The sequence below is a fragment of the Halomonas sp. R57-5 genome, assembly GCF_900070345.1.
GTDB lineage: Bacteria > Pseudomonadota > Gammaproteobacteria > Pseudomonadales > Halomonadaceae > Vreelandella > Vreelandella ventosae_B.
Genome location: NZ_LN813019.1, coordinates 976,142 through 995,420, shown reverse-complemented (window position 1 = coordinate 995,420; position 19,279 = coordinate 976,142). Strand labels below are relative to the sequence as shown.

The 19,279-nt window shown below is 53.3% G+C and carries 20 protein-coding genes; 1 reads left to right on the top strand and 19 read right to left on the bottom strand.

Annotation, left to right across the window (positions count from 1 at the left end):
- Genes tssG through tssB form a run of 5 tightly spaced genes read right to left on the bottom strand, consistent with a single transcriptional unit; the run spans position 1 to position 5,269 of the window.
- Positions 1 to 1,023 carry a type VI secretion system baseplate subunit TssG gene (gene tssG / locus HALO_RS04500; RefSeq protein WP_035580462.1) on the bottom strand — a complete coding sequence of 341 codons (1,023 nt, stop codon included), beginning with the start codon at positions 1,021 to 1,023 and terminating at the stop codon, positions 1 to 3.
- Positions 987 to 2,750, bottom strand: coding sequence for a type VI secretion system baseplate subunit TssF (gene tssF / locus HALO_RS04495; protein ID WP_050713113.1), 1,764 nt, complete (start codon positions 2,748 to 2,750; stop codon positions 987 to 989). Before tssF ends, tssG begins: the two co-directional genes overlap by 37 nt.
- A gap of 18 nt (positions 2,751 to 2,768) precedes the next feature.
- Positions 2,769 to 3,215, bottom strand: a complete 447-nt coding sequence (tssE, locus tag HALO_RS04490; RefSeq protein ID WP_035580468.1) for a type VI secretion system baseplate subunit TssE — start codon at positions 3,213 to 3,215, stop codon at positions 2,769 to 2,771.
- Positions 3,216 to 3,227: 12 nt separating this feature from the next.
- Entirely contained in the window at positions 3,228 to 4,709 is a 1,482-nt protein-coding gene (gene tssC / locus HALO_RS04485) for a type VI secretion system contractile sheath large subunit (RefSeq protein ID WP_035580470.1), read from the bottom strand.
- 56 nt (positions 4,710 to 4,765) lie between these two features.
- Positions 4,766 to 5,269, bottom strand: coding sequence for a type VI secretion system contractile sheath small subunit (gene tssB / locus HALO_RS04480; RefSeq protein WP_035580472.1), 504 nt, complete (start codon positions 5,267 to 5,269; stop codon positions 4,766 to 4,768).
- Positions 5,270 to 5,914: 645 nt separating this feature from the next.
- Here tssB and HALO_RS04475 point away from each other — a divergent pair.
- Positions 5,915 to 6,433: an Hcp family type VI secretion system effector gene (locus HALO_RS04475; RefSeq protein ID WP_050713112.1), complete on the top strand. Its 519-nt coding sequence runs from the start codon at positions 5,915 to 5,917 to the stop codon at positions 6,431 to 6,433.
- 132 nt (positions 6,434 to 6,565) lie between these two features.
- Here the strand turns inward: HALO_RS04475 and HALO_RS04470 are convergent, their stop codons facing one another.
- From HALO_RS04470 to HALO_RS04405, 14 genes are all read right to left on the bottom strand, one after another.
- Entirely contained in the window at positions 6,566 to 7,588 is a 1,023-nt protein-coding gene (locus HALO_RS04470) for a tryptophan--tRNA ligase (protein ID WP_050713111.1), read from the bottom strand.
- A 98-nt stretch (positions 7,589 to 7,686) separates the two neighbouring features.
- The gene (locus tag HALO_RS04465; protein ID WP_050713110.1) at positions 7,687 to 8,106 is read right to left on the bottom strand and encodes a pilus assembly PilX family protein; all 420 of its coding nucleotides are present in this window, start codon (positions 8,104 to 8,106) and stop codon (positions 7,687 to 7,689) included.
- Positions 8,103 to 8,591: a PilW family protein gene (locus HALO_RS04460; protein ID WP_035580479.1), complete on the bottom strand. Its 489-nt coding sequence runs from the start codon at positions 8,589 to 8,591 to the stop codon at positions 8,103 to 8,105. Before HALO_RS04460 ends, HALO_RS04465 begins: the two co-directional genes overlap by 4 nt.
- Complete coding sequence (pilV, locus tag HALO_RS04455) at positions 8,591 to 9,022, bottom strand: type IV pilus modification protein PilV (RefSeq protein ID WP_035580481.1); 432 nt, start codon at positions 9,020 to 9,022, stop codon at positions 8,591 to 8,593. The genes HALO_RS04460 and pilV overlap by 1 nt, the downstream gene beginning before the upstream one ends.
- Positions 9,009 to 9,404, bottom strand: coding sequence for a type IV pilin protein (locus tag HALO_RS04450; RefSeq protein WP_269449323.1), 396 nt, complete (start codon positions 9,402 to 9,404; stop codon positions 9,009 to 9,011). Before HALO_RS04450 ends, pilV begins: the two co-directional genes overlap by 14 nt.
- Before the next feature lie 81 nt (positions 9,405 to 9,485).
- On the bottom strand, positions 9,486 to 10,463 hold the full coding sequence (gene ispH / locus HALO_RS04445) for a 4-hydroxy-3-methylbut-2-enyl diphosphate reductase (protein ID WP_035580483.1): 978 nt from the start codon (positions 10,461 to 10,463) through the stop codon (positions 9,486 to 9,488).
- Positions 10,464 to 10,500: 37 nt separating this feature from the next.
- Positions 10,501 to 10,947: an FKBP-type peptidyl-prolyl cis-trans isomerase gene (gene fkpB / locus HALO_RS04440; RefSeq protein ID WP_035580485.1), complete on the bottom strand. Its 447-nt coding sequence runs from the start codon at positions 10,945 to 10,947 to the stop codon at positions 10,501 to 10,503.
- 33 nt (positions 10,948 to 10,980) lie between these two features.
- On the bottom strand, positions 10,981 to 11,523 hold the full coding sequence (lspA, locus tag HALO_RS04435; protein ID WP_050713109.1) for a signal peptidase II: 543 nt from the start codon (positions 11,521 to 11,523) through the stop codon (positions 10,981 to 10,983).
- Complete coding sequence (ileS, locus tag HALO_RS04430; protein WP_035580489.1) at positions 11,516 to 14,371, bottom strand: isoleucine--tRNA ligase; 2,856 nt, start codon at positions 14,369 to 14,371, stop codon at positions 11,516 to 11,518. Before ileS ends, lspA begins: the two co-directional genes overlap by 8 nt.
- Positions 14,355 to 15,422, bottom strand: coding sequence for a bifunctional riboflavin kinase/FAD synthetase (ribF, locus tag HALO_RS04425; RefSeq protein WP_035580491.1), 1,068 nt, complete (start codon positions 15,420 to 15,422; stop codon positions 14,355 to 14,357). The genes ileS and ribF overlap by 17 nt, the downstream gene beginning before the upstream one ends.
- 64 nt (positions 15,423 to 15,486) lie before the next feature.
- Positions 15,487 to 17,070 carry a murein biosynthesis integral membrane protein MurJ gene (murJ, locus tag HALO_RS04420; RefSeq protein WP_035580493.1) on the bottom strand — a complete coding sequence of 528 codons (1,584 nt, stop codon included), beginning with the start codon at positions 17,068 to 17,070 and terminating at the stop codon, positions 15,487 to 15,489.
- 142 nt (positions 17,071 to 17,212) lie between these two features.
- Entirely contained in the window at positions 17,213 to 17,479 is a 267-nt protein-coding gene (rpsT, locus tag HALO_RS04415; RefSeq protein ID WP_022521977.1) for a 30S ribosomal protein S20, read from the bottom strand.
- Positions 17,480 to 17,744: 265 nt separating this feature from the next.
- Positions 17,745 to 18,500, bottom strand: coding sequence for an amino acid ABC transporter ATP-binding protein (locus tag HALO_RS04410; protein ID WP_050713108.1), 756 nt, complete (start codon positions 18,498 to 18,500; stop codon positions 17,745 to 17,747).
- Positions 18,497 to 19,165, bottom strand: coding sequence for an amino acid ABC transporter permease (locus HALO_RS04405; RefSeq protein ID WP_035580497.1), 669 nt, complete (start codon positions 19,163 to 19,165; stop codon positions 18,497 to 18,499). Before HALO_RS04405 ends, HALO_RS04410 begins: the two co-directional genes overlap by 4 nt.
- Positions 19,166 to 19,279 lie beyond the last annotated feature (114 nt).

The window sequence follows — 19,279 nt, the reverse complement described above, 5'->3', positions numbered from 1 at the left end:
TTAACTCGTCATCTGAATGCGTACACGACGGCGCATAGTGTTGCCGTCGCTCTCTGGATCAACAAAGGTGGTCCATCCAAGCTGGCACGACCCGGCATCGCCCAAACGCATGGGCTTTACCTCGCTATCCAGCAATTCAAGCTCGAGGTCATAGGCCAACGGCTCTCGCAGTACAAAACTCACCAGCGTTTTAAGGGGGCTATGCTCTTCACCATCAGGTAGAAAATCTCTAAATCGCGCTAGGCTTAAACCGCGCAGGCAAAGCGCAAATTTGCCATTCACATCTGCAACACGCTCGCCTGCGACCATGTCACCGCCAAGTGTCATCCCCGAGACACCCATACAACTGCGCTGATCCAAAGGAATCTCCACCCAACGCTGCACCCACTCTTCTATCTGTACCTGGGCTAAGTCGAAACAGTGTCCAACAATACCGCTAACCACATCAGGCGAGCGCGACCGTCCAGCCAGGAGGCCCGCATAAGCGAGCATTTTGCTCCAGTTGATCGGTGTTTCACCGCGTAGATCACTGTCAGCGAGCCCAACCAACGCAAATATCGCGGCAGAAAAACCATCTTTCGCATCGTTTTGATAGCGAACGTAGTGGCGATATTTCCGCCAGCTACGATGCACGAGCGTTAACAGCCGATGGTTAAAGAAGTCGAGGAAATCACCCGCGGCCCCTTCTTGGTGAGCGGCGTTATGCGCCAAGGTTTCCAGGTAGTAACCGGGAAGCGGCGATTGCGCACCCTGTAACCCCAGGAAACTGACTTCCATCTCGTATTGGCCTGCCTGGTTTTCACTCAGGGCAAGCACATCGCTGCCCGGAAAGCCCAACGACGCTGAGGCGGTATAGCGCACGCGCTGAAATGAGGGCACGCTACCGCCATGCCGCTGCTCTAAATCATCGCCGTGATGACGGTGCAGAAGCTCTACTAGTTGATAAAATTCGTAACGTCGCGCCCCCCGAATAACCGGCGCCAGCGCTACATCAGGGGCTGCTGCCCCACCTGTAAGGTCCATTGATAGCGCTCTTGGTTATGGCGATTAATGACATGTAATTCGTGAAAAGAGTTAATGCTTACGTACAGCGAAAAGAAGCGCGCCAACACACTGCCAAACAGGTAGAGGCTACCCTCATCGCCAAAAGCCTCTTGATCCAATGTCATTACCGAACGCAGCCCACGCACGGGCAAACCTTTGCGCAAGCGATCAACAGACTGGGTGTCAATTTCAAGAATGCCGGCTAGCCTTTTTTGCGCAACCCGTTCTGCTTGCCTGTCCACTAAAGCTCGGAAATCATAGGCACGCAGTACCGAGCACAGCGCATCACGCTCGAGCAAGGAGAGGTAGTTGAGCGACAAATTTGAGATTAATATCCATAGCAGCCCATCATCGAGCGCAGGGCGTAGAACCGGGGTCGGCCGGGTAATATTGCGGAAGGTAGCGTAAGCAGGGCTTTCTTCCGTTGCCACACACAAATCGCCTATCGTTAGCCGCTCAGGTAACTCACGATTACTACAGGTCAGCTGCAGAGAAATCGTTTCACGGCGGCCAAGACAGGCACGCTCGTCCCCCCGAACAAAGGCGATGTCGTGATCAAAACCATCGCTGCGCAGGCTGTCGCGCACTCGCACACGGTAGTAAAGGGACTCTCTCCCCCGGTCACGCTCAATTTGATGCTGGAAACTTTCAAACGGAACATAGCGGCGCGGCGTTTCTTGCCACTCAGTACGCCCACCTTCCAGCGTTCCCAGCACGTCATCAACACTAAAAATTTCATAGTGTGAAGGGGCGCGACTATTAGGCCGTATTCGGTACTCGCTGCGTTCGCCACTCAAATCAATAGGCTCAGCATCATGCTCGAAAAGGTTGATCGCTGGCGTACAGTAAAGCGCCAGATGCTCATCCTTCACCCGAGCATCGGTTGGCAAGGTACGTGAAAATACAAAGCGCAGCGTGACGTTACTCGCCGTGTCAGCTGGCAAATAGCGCCCGAGTCCTAAAATATCAAAAAAATGGAAAGCCTCCGGAAAACAGAGGTACTCCTGCAAAATGCGATACCCTTGATGAACATTCTGCGGGTAAGGTAGAAGCGCTTGATCACGCTCGAACCCAACAGCCTTTAGCGCATCAGAAGGTAGCCGCTGCCTCTGCCCATCAATTTCCAGCTCCAGCCGTGAAAGATAGTGACTCATCCATAAATAGAGCGTGCGTGCGGTGTAACCATCACCGCCTAGATGCAAGCGCAGCGAGTCGATACCCATGGCATTCAGCGGTTGGTCGCTACGCACTTCCATCGCCAGCTCTACGATTGAAGATTCCCGCGTATGACGCGCATCCACACCTATCGGCGCCAATGGATAGAGTGTTACATCATGGCAAGTTCTGAACAGGCATGGCGTGCCCTCTATCGGCTCACTGGCAAGTTCTGTTCCACGCTCAACCCGTTGCTGCTGACTCAGGGAGTACCAACTAGGGGTAAATTGAACCACCGTCATGCTGGGTACAGGCCGCAAATAATTCGGCCACAGCATGCTGATTAGCGAGTGTGTAAGCTCAGGAAACTCATCCTCAACTTTCTCGCGCATTCGCCCGGTGAGAAAGGCAAACCCTTCCAATAACCGCTCTACATCAGGATCCGTGCTGCGCTCGGACAAGAAGCGGCTTAAGCCGGGGTTTGCATCGGCAAACTCCCGCCCCTGGCGCTTTAAAAAATTGAGCTCGTCACGATAGTAGCGATTCAGCATTCGTGCCTCTCAGGCATATCAGTTGAGACACTGATAACGCTTGTTGTTAAGCAACAAATCGATAGTCGCTTGGGTGTTTTCTCTGCCTAAAGCGACGGTGGCATGCACCTGAAAGCGCAATTGCAACGGATCACCATGATTAGGTAATGACTCAACATCCACACGTTTGACCCGCGGCTCATAGCGCTCAATACACTGACAAATCGCGCGTTGAATATTGCGCTCCAGATCCAGCACACCAATCGTGGCATCGTTGAAGTCGAGCAAGCCAAGTTCGGGCGCACAGGCACTGTTACCCGGATGGCTGTTCAGCAAGTCAACTAGGTGACGCTTGATCGACTCGACAACTTCCATCAACTCGTCGGCCTCCCTTCGCAACACGGGTTGATCGGGAGCGGCAAGCCGTTCAAACAAGCGACTTCCTAGCGGTGCTCTACCCAACAACCCTCCGCTCTCCGTTGCCATCGCTGCTTTCCTTTATTCTTTGTCGAGGCGGCCAACAAGCGAGAGTTCGAAGTTGGCACCCATGTATTTAAAGTGCGGGCGAACCGCCATGGAAACCTGATACCAGCCTGGATCACCTTCAACATCAGACACCTGGATAGAAGCTGCGCGCAACGGGCGGCGGCTTCTGACATCTGCGGGGGGATTTTCTTGATCGGCAACGTACTGACGAATCCAAGCATTAAGTTCACGCTCAAGATCCTGACGCTCTTTCCATGAACCTATTTGTTCACGCTGAAGCACTTTTACGTAGTGCGCCAAGCGGTTAATGATGAACATGTAGGGAAGCTGAGTACCCAGCTTGAAGTTGGTTTCAGCCGCTTTACCTTCTGCAGTGTTTGGAAAAACCTTGGGTTTTTGAACAGAGTTGGCTGAGAAGAAGGCCGCATTATCACTGCCCTTACGCATGGTTAATGAAATGAACCCCTCCTCAGCCATTTCAAATTCACGCCGGTCAGTAATTAACACCTCGGTAGGAATTTTTGCCTGCAGCTGGCCAAATGCTTCGTAGGTATGCACCGGCAAGTTTTCGACTGCACCACCACTTTGCGGGCCAATAATATTGGGACACCAACGGTACTTGGCAAAGCTGTCCGTGAGACGCTCCGCCAGCAAATAAGAGGTATTACCCCATAAATAATGCTCGTGGTTTTCACTAACGTCTTCGCGGTAGTTAAAGCTTTTGATCGGATTTTCTACTGGGTCGTAGGGAGTCCGTAGCAAGAACCGCGGGGCCGTTAGCCCAAGATATCGTGCGTCTTCAGACTCACGAAGGCTGCGCCAACGAGCATATTTAGGCCCTTCAAAAATAGCCTTGAAATCTTTGATATTCGGCAACTCTTCAAAGCTTTCAATACCGAAGAAAGAGGGAGCAACTGAAGACATAAAGGGTGCATGCGCCATAGCACCAACCGCCGCAGTATGCTGAAGCAGCTTCATATCGGGTGTGGAGGGCGAGAAATCATAGTGGCCAATAATGCCCGCTACCGGTTCTCCGCCAAACTGGCCATAGCCCGCGTTGTAGACGTGATGGTAAAGCCCACTCTGGCTAATTTCAGGTGCAAACTCAAAATCTTCCAGTAGCTCCTGCTTAGTGGCGTGCAGTACATCAAGCTTAATGTTTTCACGGAAATCAGTCCGGTCGACCAGCAGCTTCAAACCACGCCAAGCCGATTCCAACTGCTGGAAATTCGTTTCGTGAAGAACCTCATCCACCTGATGACTAATCTTTCGATCCAGCTCAACAATCATATTATCAACAAGTGATTTGTTGACCTTTGGCGCCGCCTCGTCACCATTGAGCAGCTCTGCTATAAAAGCCGCCACGCCCTGTTTGGCAACATCGTAGCCTTCATCGGCTGGTGCCATACGTGTTTGCGCCATCACTTGATCAAGCAACGAAACATCCGTTTCAGTTTCTGCAACTGCATTCTGTTGCTTTGCTGTCTTACTCATCGCTGTGCCTCGAATTCGCTGATTTGCAATAAAAAAACGTTGCTAATGCTGAAGAATTATTGATCTTTATCTGCATCCAGCAATGCCAGCTCATTCAGCAACTGCTGGCGAGCTTCGTCGTTTTCTAACAGCTTCTGTAGCCGATCACGGAAAGCGGGCACATTACCCAGCGGCCCCTTCAAAGCGACCAGCGCTTCGCGCAACTCAACCAACTTGCGTAACTCGGGCACCTGCTTGGCAACCGCATCAGGAGAGAAATCTTCCAGGGACTTAAAATCAAGATTGACAGCGATATCTGTAGGCTCATCACTCTCATCAAGACGATTAGGCACGGCAGTTTGCAGGCTTAAGCCAGCCTCGCGCATTACCGACTGAAAGTTGTTCTTATCAACAGAGACGGACTGTCGCTCTTCAATAGGGGTCTCTTCCTCACCACCTTTAAAGTCGCCGACGACCAACAACTTCAATGGCAGTTCAGTTTCAGCCTGCTGATCGCCAGTCGCTGGCACATACTTAATGTTGATGCGCTCTTTGGGCGCAACAGTTCCTTGTTTAGCCATGATATTTAGCCCTGGAGAGAAAAGTGTATCAATGTAACCGTTAATAGTTCTCAATCCCGGGAAGGTACCGAATTACATAGTGCGTGCCAACTCCGACTTGATTGAACAAGAGACGTCTATTGGCCATCACCCCGAAAGCATAAATTCAACCTAATCTCATTTAGCGGCTATTTTGCAGAATTTAAACGGAGATAGAACCAATGCTAATTTAAATTAATTGGCTAATTAAAATTTGTAAGAAATTTCTTACAAACTCTATCGGCAATCTCTTACAGTTTTTGACAGAAATAACGTACAAATGATTTTGATAATGCCAATCGACGTTAAAAGTTAAGGCGTTAAAATGTTATTTTTCGGACATCAAAATAACAACTAGCGTATTAGCCTTACAAAATAAAACAAAAATCTAGATTTCGTTACTTCATTAAGGCTTATCAAATGTAACATCAAAATAATCAAGCAACCCATTGCCAAGCAAGCAATGAGTTGCCCAGACCAGGCCACAAATTGCCTAATAAAAATTAATTATCTGCTATATAAAAAATAAGTCTCTGAAAAAAAAAGATAAAAAAATAATGGCACATTCATTGCCTTACTTAGAGGGTCACGTGACAAACCTTAATATTTCCAGTCAAGGAGCAGACCATGCCAACACCATGTTATATCAGCATTGAAGGCCAAACTCAGGGCAACATCACATCAGGTGCTTTCACCCCTGACTCCGTAGGCAACATCTACGTTGAAGGCCACGAAGACCAGATGCTGGTGCAAGAATTTAAGCATGTCGTTACCGTACCTACTGATCCGCAGTCTGGTCAGCCGTCTGGTCAACGTGCTCACAAGCCCTTTATCTTTACCGTTGCCCTGAACAAAGCAGTGCCGCTGATGTACAACGCGCTAGCGTCTGGTGAAATGCTGCCCAATGTTGAGCTGAAGTGGTACCGCACTTCTGTTGAAGGTAAGCAGGAGCACTTCTTCACCACCACGCTGACCGATGCCACTATCGTTGACATCAATCTGCGTATGCCGCACGCCCAAGACATCCAAAAATCTGAATTCACCCAGTTGATGGACGTGTCACTGGCTTACCGTAAGATTGATTGGGAACACACTGTTGCTGGCACCTCTGGTTCTGACGMCTGGCGCGCCCCGATCGAAGGCTAAGCAGTCGCTCAAAGACTAGTTGACGCCTGGAAACATAGGACCTGAAGAAAAACAGGGCCTGAAACAAGCGAAGCCCCTTCCAMCCGGAAGGGGCTTCGTCGTTACTACGGGTATTGCAATAAAACTAAGAGTTTAAACAAACCGCCCTAGGCCAACCGCTGAACGTAAACGATCCATCGTGAGTGCAGCTTCTTGCCGCGCCCGCTCGGCGCCTTTTTGCAGTACCGCCTCAATATGGGCAGGGTCTTCCATCAGTGTGTTATAGCGTTCACGGGGGGCGCTCAAGTGCGCATTCAAATATTCAAACACGTGATTTTTAGCGTCGCCCCAGCCAATGCCGTTGGCATACTGCTCACGTAAACTCGCTGTCTCTTCTGCCGTCGCGAACGCGGAGTAAATCTGGAACAACGTGCAGCTATCAGGGTCTTTCGGCTCACCGGGTTCCAGTGAGTTGGTCTTAATCTTACGTACCAGTTTCTGCAGCTTTTTCTCTGGGGCAAACAGCGGAATCGTATTGTCGTAGCTTTTGGACATCTTGCGACCATCCAAGCCGTTCAGTAGCTGTMCCTTGTCGTCTACTACCGCCTCAGGGAGCACAAAGTGCTGACCTTTATAGAGGTGGTTAAAACGCCCGGCAATATCGCGGGCCATTTCAATATGCTGGATCTGATCACGCCCCACCGGCACTTTGTTGGCGTTGAACATTAGAATATCCGCCGCCATCAACACGGGATAGCCGAAAAGCCCCATGGTAATGCCTTTATCCGGATCCTGGTTTTCCGCCTCTTCGTTCTCAGCCACCGCTGCTTTATAGGCATGGGCGCGGTTCATCAAGCCTTTAGCGCATACGCAGGAGAGCATCCATGCAAGCTCGGGGATTTCCGGGATATCCGACTGACGATAGAAAATGGCGTTATCAGTATCCAGCCCGAGCGCAAGCCAGGTAGCGGCAATTTCCAGGCGAGACTCCTGCACCCGCTTGGGGTCTTGGCACTTGATTAGGGAGTGATAGTCGGCCAGAAAATAGAACGACTGAACGCTGGGATCCTGGCTGGCCTCAATGGCGGGCTTGATCGCTCCAACATAGTTGCCCAAGTGGGGCGTGCCGGTGGTGTTAATACCGGTAAGGACGCGGGTTTTCGAAGGCTGACTCATGGTTTTCAGGCTCTTAAGCAAATACCGCTATGATAACGTGCTGCATGCCATGTGGCGAATGGCATCCCAGGCATTTACACAACGCCCCTCACAACCGCTTAGTCTCCTGCCCCGCTGGTTTGGCTGGCCCGTTGATAAACGGCAACCGATGTGCTCTCAATGCTGCTATGCGTACCCATATCACGCGTTGTAATCGTCACTTCATCACCGCTCACATCAAACGTGACGCTCAACTGATCAAAGGATTCGAATCCCTCGACGCGAGTTACATCATTTAAAAAATCACTCTCGGTATAAGTAGCGTTAAAGATGTCTTCTAATAACTGGCGCCGAGAAGCCATGCTTCTAAACACCGACAGCATGCTTTCTGCGGTCATTTGAGCCTGTACAGAGGCGCGATAATTACCCGCTAAACGCTCATCAATCAACGCGCTCCGCATCCCTGACATGCCTAGCATCAATGCACCGGCGAGCAGAGCCATCACCATCACTAACGCCGCACCTTGCTGCTGTTTCATGAAGTAGGCTCTCGTAATGAGATTGCTTTATTTCGCTCACTGATAGTCAAGGTAATTTCATCGCACGTCATATTTACGCTCTCTCGGCAATCGCCGATGGGCAGCGTGATTAAATGAGATACGCCATCGCCATTGGATTCAGCAAGCGTTGGGCAACCGGCCTCATCATCAACCTGAGCAAGATCTAAGACAGGCTGGTTTTGAACCTCATCTTGCAGAACACAATAATAGTCCGTCCCGCTGTCAGAGCGACGTCCATCGGACACAATAGCGTAGTCACCAATATTCCCTTTGCGTCCTGCTGCAGTCAGGGTACTTACCGCAAAAATTAATGTCTCTTGTTTGCGGCTGACCTTGTCAACGATCTTAAACGTTTGAAAAGAGGTTAAAAAAAGCTGTCCAGCCCCTAAGATAATCACTGTACCTATCACCATCGCTACCATCAGCTCAACGAGGGTAAAACCCTTTTGCATACCTGGCTTCATTAGCCCCCCTCTAGCTCTGGCAGGCGAAGCCTATAGGTAAATACATCTGATTCGGTCTCGCCGGCTCGGCTACCTAGGTCTATCTCAATGGTGAATTCACAACCGTTTGATTCGATTTTGCTCTCTTGCGCATTCACATTTCGCAAAGGATTCGAATCACTATTGGTAAACCACTGGGCCTTCCAAGCAATCTCAATAGCGATATCTGCGCAGCTATCTACGCCATCTTTTGCCAGCTCCGCCCAAAGCCGCTCTTGCGCATCTACGGCCGCAACACTTGCTACTGAACGCAGGTAGCCAGTATTCGCACTTTGCAGCGCTTTAAGCTGCATGGCGGCAACGCCGATCAGGCCGATGGAAAGCACCACCAGTGCGATCAACGCCTCTATTAAGCTAAAGCCTCGCTGCTTTGCCTGTTTACCAGCAAGCACCGGGCAACCCTTCGCCACTTGAATTTAGCGTCATATCATCTTCGCAGCCGTCATTCTGAAGAGTGCTGGCGGTCAATAAATAGCCGTTACCGCTAACACTTACCGCAATCGCATAGTTGTTTTCGGGAGAGGCGTTGCTGATAGGACAATCACTATATGAGTAAGACCGCGTATAACAGCGCTCAAGCTCGGAAGCAGCTTGCATCAGCCCTGCATGGGCATCGGTTCGCACTGATTTTTGCACGTAGCGGGTATAGCTGGGGTAGGCAATGGCGGCGACGATGCCGATAATTACCAGCACAATCATCAACTCAATAAGAGTAAAGCCGCGCTGGCCCTTCAGCAACGAATGGCCAGCAAAAAAGTGAGAAACATAAGACACGCGGCTCTGCTCCTGTACTAGTTGGCTCATACCATTTCAGTATGTCGCAAACCAATACGCAATGCATCACGACGCAGGTTGCTAGCTGCTGGCGATCACCTTTTCGCGCAGCTCTTTTGGCATCGAGAAGGTAATGGTTTCTTCGCGGCCCTGTAGCTCTTCAGGTAGTGCAGCGCCCATGGTTTGCAGCTTGGCAATCACGCCTTTGACCAATACTTCAGGGGCACTGGCGCCCGCGGTCACGCCAATGCGTGAAACATTCTCAAGCCACTGCGGGTCGATCTGATCGGCGTTATCGATCAAATAGGCAGGCGTCCCCATACGCTCCGAGAGCTCACGTAGGCGGTTGGAATTTGAGCTATTGGGGCTGCCTACCACCAGCAGTAGATCACTTTGGGCGGCTAGTTCGCGTACTGCATCCTGACGGTTCTGCGTGGCGTAGCAGATATCGTCATTGCGCGGCCCCTGGATGTCGGAAAACTTCTCGCGCAGCGCATCAATCACCTTGGCGGTATCATCCATCGACAGCGTCGTCTGAGTCACGAAAGCCAGCTTGGTGGGATCACTCACCTCCAGCTTAGCAACGTCTTTTTCGTCCTCTACCAAGTAGATCCGGCCGCCGTGGGAAGTGTCGTAACGCCCCATGGTGCCTTCGACTTCCGGGTGGCCTTCATGGCCGATCAGGATGCACTCCTGGCCGCGCTTGGCGTAGCGCAGCACTTCAAGGTGTACCTTGGTCACTAGCGGGCAGGTGGCGTCAAACACTTTCAAACCCCGTCGTTCCGCATCGGCTTGCACCGCCCGGGAAACGCCGTGGGCAGAGAAAATGACGATAACGTCATCGGGCACTTCATCCAGCTCTTCAACAAACACGGCCCCACGGGCACGCAGGGTTTCGACCACAAAACGGTTGTGGACAACCTCGTGGCGCACATAGATAGGTGGGCCAAACACATCCAGTGCACGGTTGACGATATCGATCGCGCGATCCACACCGGCGCAAAAGCCACGCGGATTGGCTAATTTGATCTGAATGGGCTGGGGTTGCGTCGATTGCATAGTGGCGCCTTGATGCGTAAGCACATCGCTTAGTGAATTAATGCGTTGTCACCGGTTTGACATCGAGCACTTCGACCTCAAACGTCAGGGTACGCCCTGCCAGTGGGTGATTGAAGTCCACTTCAATACGCTCTCCGTCAATGGTTTTGACCACTCCGGGCAATTCCGTTCCCGCTTTATCGGCAAACGACATCACCATACCAATTTCCGGGGCCTCATCACCAAAATCTGCCCGTTTCAGGGTCTGAATATTTTGCGGGTTGTGCTGGCCAAAGGCATGCTCTGGGGTTATCTGGAAGGTGCCCTCCTGACCTGCAGCCAACCCTTTAATAGGATGTTCAAAACCGGGTGGCAGATTGCCGTCGCCAAATTCAAATGTGGCCGGCGCTTTCTCCTTGGTGGAGTCCACTAAGGTGCCATCTTCCAGTTTTAAGGTGAAGTGCAGCGTCACTTCCATACCTTCATCGATCAGATAGTCGCTCATTTCAGCTCTCAATATACCGTTCTAAACGTTCGATTAATGGGAAGCCCCATGCGCTTTTTTGCGCCGCCGCTCACCCATAATGGATTCCCAGATTAAAGCGACCGCCCCCAGGGTAATCGCAATATCCGCCACATTAAACGCCGGGTAGTACCATCCGGCAGCGTGGAAAGACAGAAAATCGACCACATAGCCATGCACCAAGCGGTCGTAGAGATTCCCCAGCGCACCACCGATGATTAGCGGTAGCGCTATCGCCAACAGTTTTTCGTCGTGCTTGATCCGCGAAAGCCACACTGTCAGCGCCACGCTGGCACCCACGGCAATCAAGGCGAAGAACCAGCGCTGCCAGCCTGGATGGGTGGCTAAAAAGCTGAACGCTGCGCCGGTATTGTGCAGCAGCGTCAGGTTAAAGAACGGCAGCACAGTTACCGGCTGGGCATAGCCCAACTGGCTACTGGCTATGTACTTGGTGACCAGATCCAAGGCAATCACCGCCACCGCTAGCCACAGCCAGCGCAGCGGCCGCTGCATTGGCGGCCGTGTGTTTKTATCAGGCGTATCAGTTTGACTAGGCATAGTAACGAATCTCACCGCTGCCTTCGGGGAGGTTGCTGATACAGCGTCCACACAGATCCGGGTGATCCGCATGGGTGCCTACATCGGGACGATGGTGCCAGCAACGCTCGCACTTGGTGTTGTCGCTGGCTTTAACCGCGACTTTCAAGCTATCCAGCTCGGTCGCTTCTGCATCACTTGCAGTAGCCAGGGGCTTAAGCGTCACTTCACTGGTTAGCATTACAAAGCGCAGTTCATCGCCCAGTTTAGCCAGGGTCGCCTGCAGCTCGTCGCTGACATACAGGGTGACTTCAGCTGCCAGGCTACCCTTAATGACTTTGGCATTACGGGCATCTTCCAGGCACTTGTTGACCGAGTGCTTGACCTCCAGTACTTGCTCCCAGAAAGCACGGCCCAACTCAGCGTTGTCGTCCAGGCTGCCCAAACCAGTGTAGTAGGTCTCCAAGAGCACGCTGTCACCGCGCTTACCGGGGATATTCTCGTGAATCTCCTCAGCGGTGAAAGAGAGAATTGGCGCGATCCAACGGCTCAGTGCTTCCACTACATGATAGAGCGCTGTTTGCGCACTGCGCCGCGCCAGGGAATCGGTTTGCGTGGTGTACTGGCGATCCTTGATGACATCTAAGTAGAAGCCACCCAGCTCCCGGGCGCAGAAACCATGCACCTGCTGATAAACATCCAGGAAGCGGTACTCTTCGTAGGCTTTTTCGATCCGCACCTGTAGTTGGTGAGCACGATCTACCACCCACTGATCCAGCGCCAGCATATCGCCAAAGGCCACTTGGTTCTTCTCTGGATCAAACCCGTTAAGGTTCGAAAGMAGGAAGCGCGCGGTGTTACGAATCCGCCGATACACATCGGAGGTGCGCTTCAAAATCTCATCAGATACTGCCATCTCGCCGGAGTAATCGGTCGAGGCGACCCACAGGCGCAGAATATCGCCGCCCAGCTTATCCATCACTTCCTGGGGCGCGACCACGTTGCCCAGCGATTTGGACTGCTTGCGGCCCTGGGAGTCGACGGTAAAGCCGTGGGTAAGCAGTTGACGATACGGCGGATGCCCGTCAATGGCCGACCCCGTCAGCAGCGACGAATGAAACCAGCCGCGGTGCTGGTCAGAGCCTTCCAAGTATAGATCCGCCCGCGGGCCGCTTTCGTGACCATGGGGGTGCGAGCCGCGCAGCACATGGCGGTGGGTAGTACCGGAGTCGAACCAGACATCAAGGGTATCGGTGACTTTATCGTAATCCGCCGCTTCCGCGCCCAACAGCTCTGCCGGGTCGAGTTTGAACCAGGCGTCGATGCCCGCTTGCTCAACGCGCTTAGCCGCCTCTTCCATCAGCCCAACGGTACGTGGGTGCAGCTCGCCGGTTTGCTTGTGCAAGAAGAACGGGATCGGCACGCCCCAGTTACGCTGGCGGGAGATACACCAGTCTGGACGGTTAGCGATCATACTGTGCAGACGCGCCTGCCCCCAAGCGGGGGTAAACGCCGTGGCTTCGATGCCTTCCAAAGCACGCTCGCGCAGGGTTTTACCGTCTTTGCCCTGAATGTCCATGCCCACAAACCACTGGGCCGTGGCACGGTAGATCACCGGCGTTTTGTGGCGCCAGCAATGCATGTAGCTGTGAGTGATGACTTTGTGCGCCATCAGCGCATCCACTTCACGCAGCTTCTCAACGATATGGGGATTGGCCTTCCAAATCATCTGGCCGCCAAAGAGCGGCAGGTCATCGGCGTAAACGCCGTTGCCCTGAACAGGATTGAGCATGTCGTCAAAACTCATCCCATAGGCACGACAGGTATTGAAGTCGTCAACGCCGTAGGAAGGCGACGAGTGCACGATACCGGTACTGCCCACTTCAGACTCGACGTACTCCGCCAGATAGACGGGCGAGAGGCGGTCGTAGAACGGGTGACGGAAATTGATCAGATCAAGGTTTTTACCTTGCGTGGTAGCAATCACCTCACCTTGCAAATCAAAGCGCTCCAGGCAGCTCTCTACCAGCTCTTCAGCCAGCAGCAGCAGGCGCTCGCCGGTATCGACCAGCGCATAGGTAAACTCGGGGTGAACGTTAAGCGCCTGGTTAGCCGGAATGGTCCAAGGCGTGGTGGTCCAGATAACCACGGCTGCAGGCTTCGTCAGCTCGGTTAAGCCAAACGCGGCAGCAAGCTTATCGGCATCCTCCACTGGGAAAGCGACATCGATAGCGTCGGATTTCTTATCGGCATACTCAACTTCGGCTTCCGCCAGCGCCGAGCCACAGTCAAAGCACCAGTTAACCGGTTTCAAGCCTTTAAACACGTAACCCGCGTCGACCATCTCGGCTAACGCACGCATTTCACCCGCTTCGTTGGCGAAGTTCATGGTGCGGTAGGGATGATCCCAGTCACCGATAATACCGAGACGCACAAAGTCGGCCAGCTGTGTTTCTACTTGCGCACCAGCGTACTCCCGGCAAAGCTCACGGGCGTGATCTGGTGCCAGGTGTTTGCCATGAGTCGTTTCAACTTTGTGCTCAATGGGCAAGCCGTGGCAGTCCCACCCCGGTACATAGGGCGCATCAAAACCGGCTAAGTTTTTTGACTTAACGATAATATCTTTAAGAATTTTATTAACGGCGTGACCAATATGGATGCTGCCATTGGCGTAGGGAGGGCCATCGTGCAGCACAAACAGCGGCGCCCCCGCACGCGCTTCACGCAGGCGCTGGTAAATGTTCATATCCTGCCACTGGGAAACTCGCCCAGGCTCCTGCTTCGGCAGCATGCCGCGCATGGGGAAATCAGTTTCAGGCAAATTCAGCGTGTGCTTATAATCCATGGTCTCGTCAGCCGTTGTTAGCATCGGCGGCATCATCCGCCGAAGAAGAATCAGAAGAAATCGTATTTGAAGACCCAGTATCTGAAGACATCGACTCACGCCCAAGCGGGGCCGAGGCCAGCGGAAGAGAATAGTCTTGCTTACCCACCATCGCGCTTAAATAGTGGCGAGCGCGGGCCTGGTCACGTTCAATTTGCGCTTTAAGCGCTTCAAGGCCGTCAAACTTCACCTCACCCCGTAGCCGCGCGCAGGGAAACACCGTCATGCGTTGGCCGTAAAGATCAGCGTTAAAATCCAGCAGGTGCACCTCAAGCGTTGGCCGGTCTGAGCCCACCGTGGGGCGGAAGCCGACATTCGCCACCGCCGGGTAGCGCTCTCCATTTTCCAGTTCAGCCACTACCGCATAGACCCCACGCAGCGTTAACGGCTGGGGCATCAGCGGCAGGTTGGCAGTCGGTACACCAATGGTGCGCCCTAGCTGCTGGTCGCGAACCACGCGGCCATGTAACGAATAGGCACGACCCAGCAAGCGCGCGGCAGCAGAAAAATTGCCGCTGGCAAGCAGCGTCCGCACTCGTGAACTGGAAACGCGTTCGTCATCCACGGTAAAGGTGCGGGTGTGCTCTACGCCAAAGCCCTGTTCACGCCCCACCTCTGCCAGTAAGGCAAAATCGCCACGGCGATCACAGCCAAAGCGGAAATCATCGCCCACCACCAAATGTTTAACACCGAGCCCGTCGATCAATACCTGGTCGATAAACTCACGCCCGGTAAGGCTGCGCAGCGCATCGTTAAACGGCAGAACCAGCACTTGTTCAGCGCCAAAATCGCGCAGTAGCCGCACTTTTTCGCGCAGCCGGGTTAACCGCGGCGGCGCTTGGTCACCGGCAAAAAACTCCCGCGGCTGGGGCTCGAACACCACCACTGTCAGCGGCACACTCCAGCGCGCCGCATGCTCACGGCACTGCTGCAGGATGGCTTGATGGCCGCGATGCACCCCATCGAAATTACCAATGGTCGCAACGCAGCCACGATGAGCCGCTTTCAAGTTGTGCAGACCTCGAATGACGCGCATGGCACCTCAGCCGTTGGAGGATATAAAGCCCCTGATTATAACGAACACGCCCGGCGGGGTGCAGTTACGATTGCATTTTAAAATGACGAATGCGCAAACCCAGTGCAGCCAGCCAAGCAAAATAAAGCGATCCSCCCAATACCACTAAGCCGGTGACCCAGCTTACCCGCTGCCAAAGGCCAAAGGTAAGCCACGCCTGCCAGTCGGGCGCAACAAAGTAGAGCGCCGCACACATTAACCCACTGCCACCTATTAACTGCACCGAATACCGCTTCCAGCCCGGCTGAAAGACCAAAACGCCTTGCTTATGCAGCAAATAGCCCAGCAGGCCAGCATTTAAGAACGCAGAAAGCGCGGTGGCTAACGCTAACCCGGCATGGGCTAGCGGCCAAATCAGCAGTAGGTTTAACACCATATTAGCGACCATGGCGATAATACCTACCTTTACCGGTGTTTTGGTGTCTTGGCGGGCAAAAAAGCCCGGCGCCAATACTTTGATCAGCATAAAGGCCACCAAGCCAAAGGCATACGCGCGCAGACTCATGGCCGCCATTTGGATGTCGTTATCGGTCATCGCCCCGTAATGGAACAGCGTAATCAACAACGGTTCGGCCAGCACCGCCAGCGCCAGCGCCGCAGGCAAGCCTAACAGCAATACAATGCGGATAGCCCAATCGAGCATGGCCGCAAAGTGCTCTTTGGACTGGTCAGCATGGCGTTTAGACAGCGCGGGCAGAATCACCGTACCAATCGCCACCCCAAACACGCCCAGCGGTAGCTCTACCAAACGATCCGAATAGTAGAGCCACGACACGCTGCCCGCCGCCAGCAATGAAGCCAAAACGGTATCCAACAACAGGTTAATTTGCGATACCGATACCCCAAACAGCGCTGGCCCCATCAATTTCAGAATGCGTCGCACGCCCTCATGGGCAAAATTTGGCCATGGCGTGGGCATCAACCCCAAGCGCAGTAAAAACGGCACCTGAAAAACCAACTGCGCCGCCCCAGCAATCAGCACGCCCCAGGCCAGCGCCATGGCGGGCTCTTCCATTAGCGGCATTAAAAACAGCGCCGCACCAATCAGCGAAAGATTCAGCAGCACCGGGGTAAACGCAGGCACCGCGAAGCGGTTCCAGGTATTCAGCACGCTGCCTGAAAACGCGGTAAGCGAAATCAGCAATAAATAGGGAAACGTTAAGCGCAGCATATCTGCGGTCAGTGCCAGCTTTTCGGGCTCGCTGCCAAACCCGGGGGCAAACACCCAAATCAGCCACGGCGCACAGAGCATAGCCACAGCGGTAATCAACGCCAGCACTGCTGTTAAACTACCCGCAGTAGCATTTAGCAGCACGCGGATCTCTTCACGGCTACGCTGGGTGGAGTACTCTGAAAGCACCGGCACAAAGGCTTGGTTAAACGCCCCTTCGGCAAACAGACGGCGCAGAAAGTTAGGGATCTTAAACGCCACAAAAAACGCATCGGCGCCATCCCCCGCCCCCAATAAGGTAGCGATGACCACATCGCGTGCCAGCCCCATCACCCGCGACAGCATGGTCATGGCACTAACCACAAGACCAGAACGCATTAGCCCACGGCGGGCTATCGCGGTGTTAGGGGACGTATTGGGTGCTTTATTCACCGTCATAAGCTATCCAGAAGAAACCATCTAGAACACACCATCCAGAAGAGACTCTCTAGGAAAGATCACCTAAAAAAGACCACCTAGAAAAATCATCCAGACACAAAAAAACCGGCCGCAGCCGGTTTTTTTTATGGCGCCAGCCGGCTTACGCCGCCAGTGCCTTAATACGCTTGTTCAAACGGCTCTTCAGGCGAGCTGCTTTCTTCTTAGACAGCACGTCTTTGTCTGCAATACGGTCAACGACCGGCTGCATTGCCTTGAACTCTTCCATTGCCTTGGCGTGGTCGCCGGTGCCGATCGCTTTCACTACACGCTTGATGTAGGTGCGGACCATGCTGCGCTGGCTGGATTTCAGGACGCGACGGTTCTCGGCCTGGCGGGCGCGCTTGCGAGCTTGCTTGCTGTTCGCCACAGGGTATCTCCTTGGAGAATAAAGGTTGCCGACAAAACGGCAACGAAATTAAATATGTGTTCGCCGGCTGCGCTGTCACAGCACGACGTTTCCGCAACAACCAATTGTTTTGGCTGGGATATCACCCTACCAAAGTGTGTAACAGGCAGTCGAAATTAGCTGCCCATTCACGGGACTTGTCTGAGAGGATGGCGTAGTCTATCACGCGCTAGGCGCGCTTGCTAGCTGTTGTCAATGTGAACATAGAGCCAGCAGGCAACCTCACTCACGGTGCCTCCTGCCCCATAGGCGCTAAAATTTTGCGTAAAAAGTGGCGTGTTCGCTCATCTTTGGGAGCAGTGAACAGCTCCTCTGGTGGTGCTTGCTCGACGATGCCGCCGTCATCCATAAAGACCACTTGATCAGCTACTTCCCGGGCGAACTGCATTTCGTGGGTGACCACGATCATCGTCTGGCGCTCTAACGCTAACTGTTTCATCAAGCTCAACACCTCCTCTACCCATTGGGGGTCAAGGGATGAAGTCGGCTCGTCAAACAGAATCACATCGGCGTTGGCCGCCATCGCTCGGCCAATTCCCMCCCGCTGCTGCTGGCCGCCCGAGAGCGAAGCCGGGTAAGCATCCGCCTTATCCGCCAGGCCAATGCGTTCCAGAATCTCCCTCGCCCGCGCATGGGCTTTAGCTTTGGGCAGCTTGTCCACCACGATCATGCCCTCACTGATATTCTCCAGCGCGGTTTTGTTGGCGAACAGGCCATAGTTCTGAAACACAAAAGCCGTACGCCGACGCAGCGCCAAAATATCCGCCCGACTGGCGCGCTGGGTATCGACACTTAAATCTCCGACGGTTAAGCGCCCCGCGTCCGGGCGCTCTAAAAAGTTAATACAGCGCAGCAGCGTTGACTTACCCGTACCAGAAGGGCCAATGATCACAATGATTTCGCCCCGAGAAAGGCTCAAGTCGATATCTTTAAACACCGTGTGGCCGCTAAAACGCTTGGTAATGCCTTGCAGCGAGATCATCGTTGGTAGGCCTTATTCAGGTAAATTTCCAGCCGACGCTGCCCCCAGGAAAGCACTTCCACAATCGCCCAATAGATCAGCGCCACCAGCAAGAACGCTTCTAAATAGAGGAAGCTGCCCGCGGCCTCTTTTTGCGTGGCGCCCATTAATTCGGTAACCCCCAGCGTAAAGGCCAACGAGGTCGCTTTAATCATATCGATGAAGTAGTTCATTAGCGTCGGCGTTGCCACGCGGGTGGCCTGGGGCAGAATAATACGCCGCATAAGCTGCGACTGGGTCATGCCGATGGAGAGCGCAGCCTCGGTCTGGCTGCGGTCAATCCCCACAATGGCAGCGCGAATGGATTCGGCCATATAAGCAGAAAAGTGCAACGTTAGCCCCAGCACCGCGGCGGTAACGCCGGTAATAGAGATCAATGCACTTATTAGCTGCGGCAAGCCATAGTAGAAAAGGAACAGCTGAACCAGCAGCGGCGTGCCACGGAAAAACGAGATAAACAACAGCGCAAAGCCGTTTAAGAATGGCACTTTTGACACGCGAACCACCGCCAGCAAGCACGCCAGAATCAGCGCAAACACCATGGCAATCGTCGCCATTTCCAGCGTGAGCGGCAAGTAGCGCAGCAGAACCGGCAGCAGCCCCCACATATACTCAAGGTTAAGCATGGTTATTCAACATAGTCATTCAACACGGTTATGAAACACAGTTATGAAACACAGTTATTAAACACCGCCATTCAAAATAGCCATTAACAATCGCCGCATCGCGTATCAGCAAAC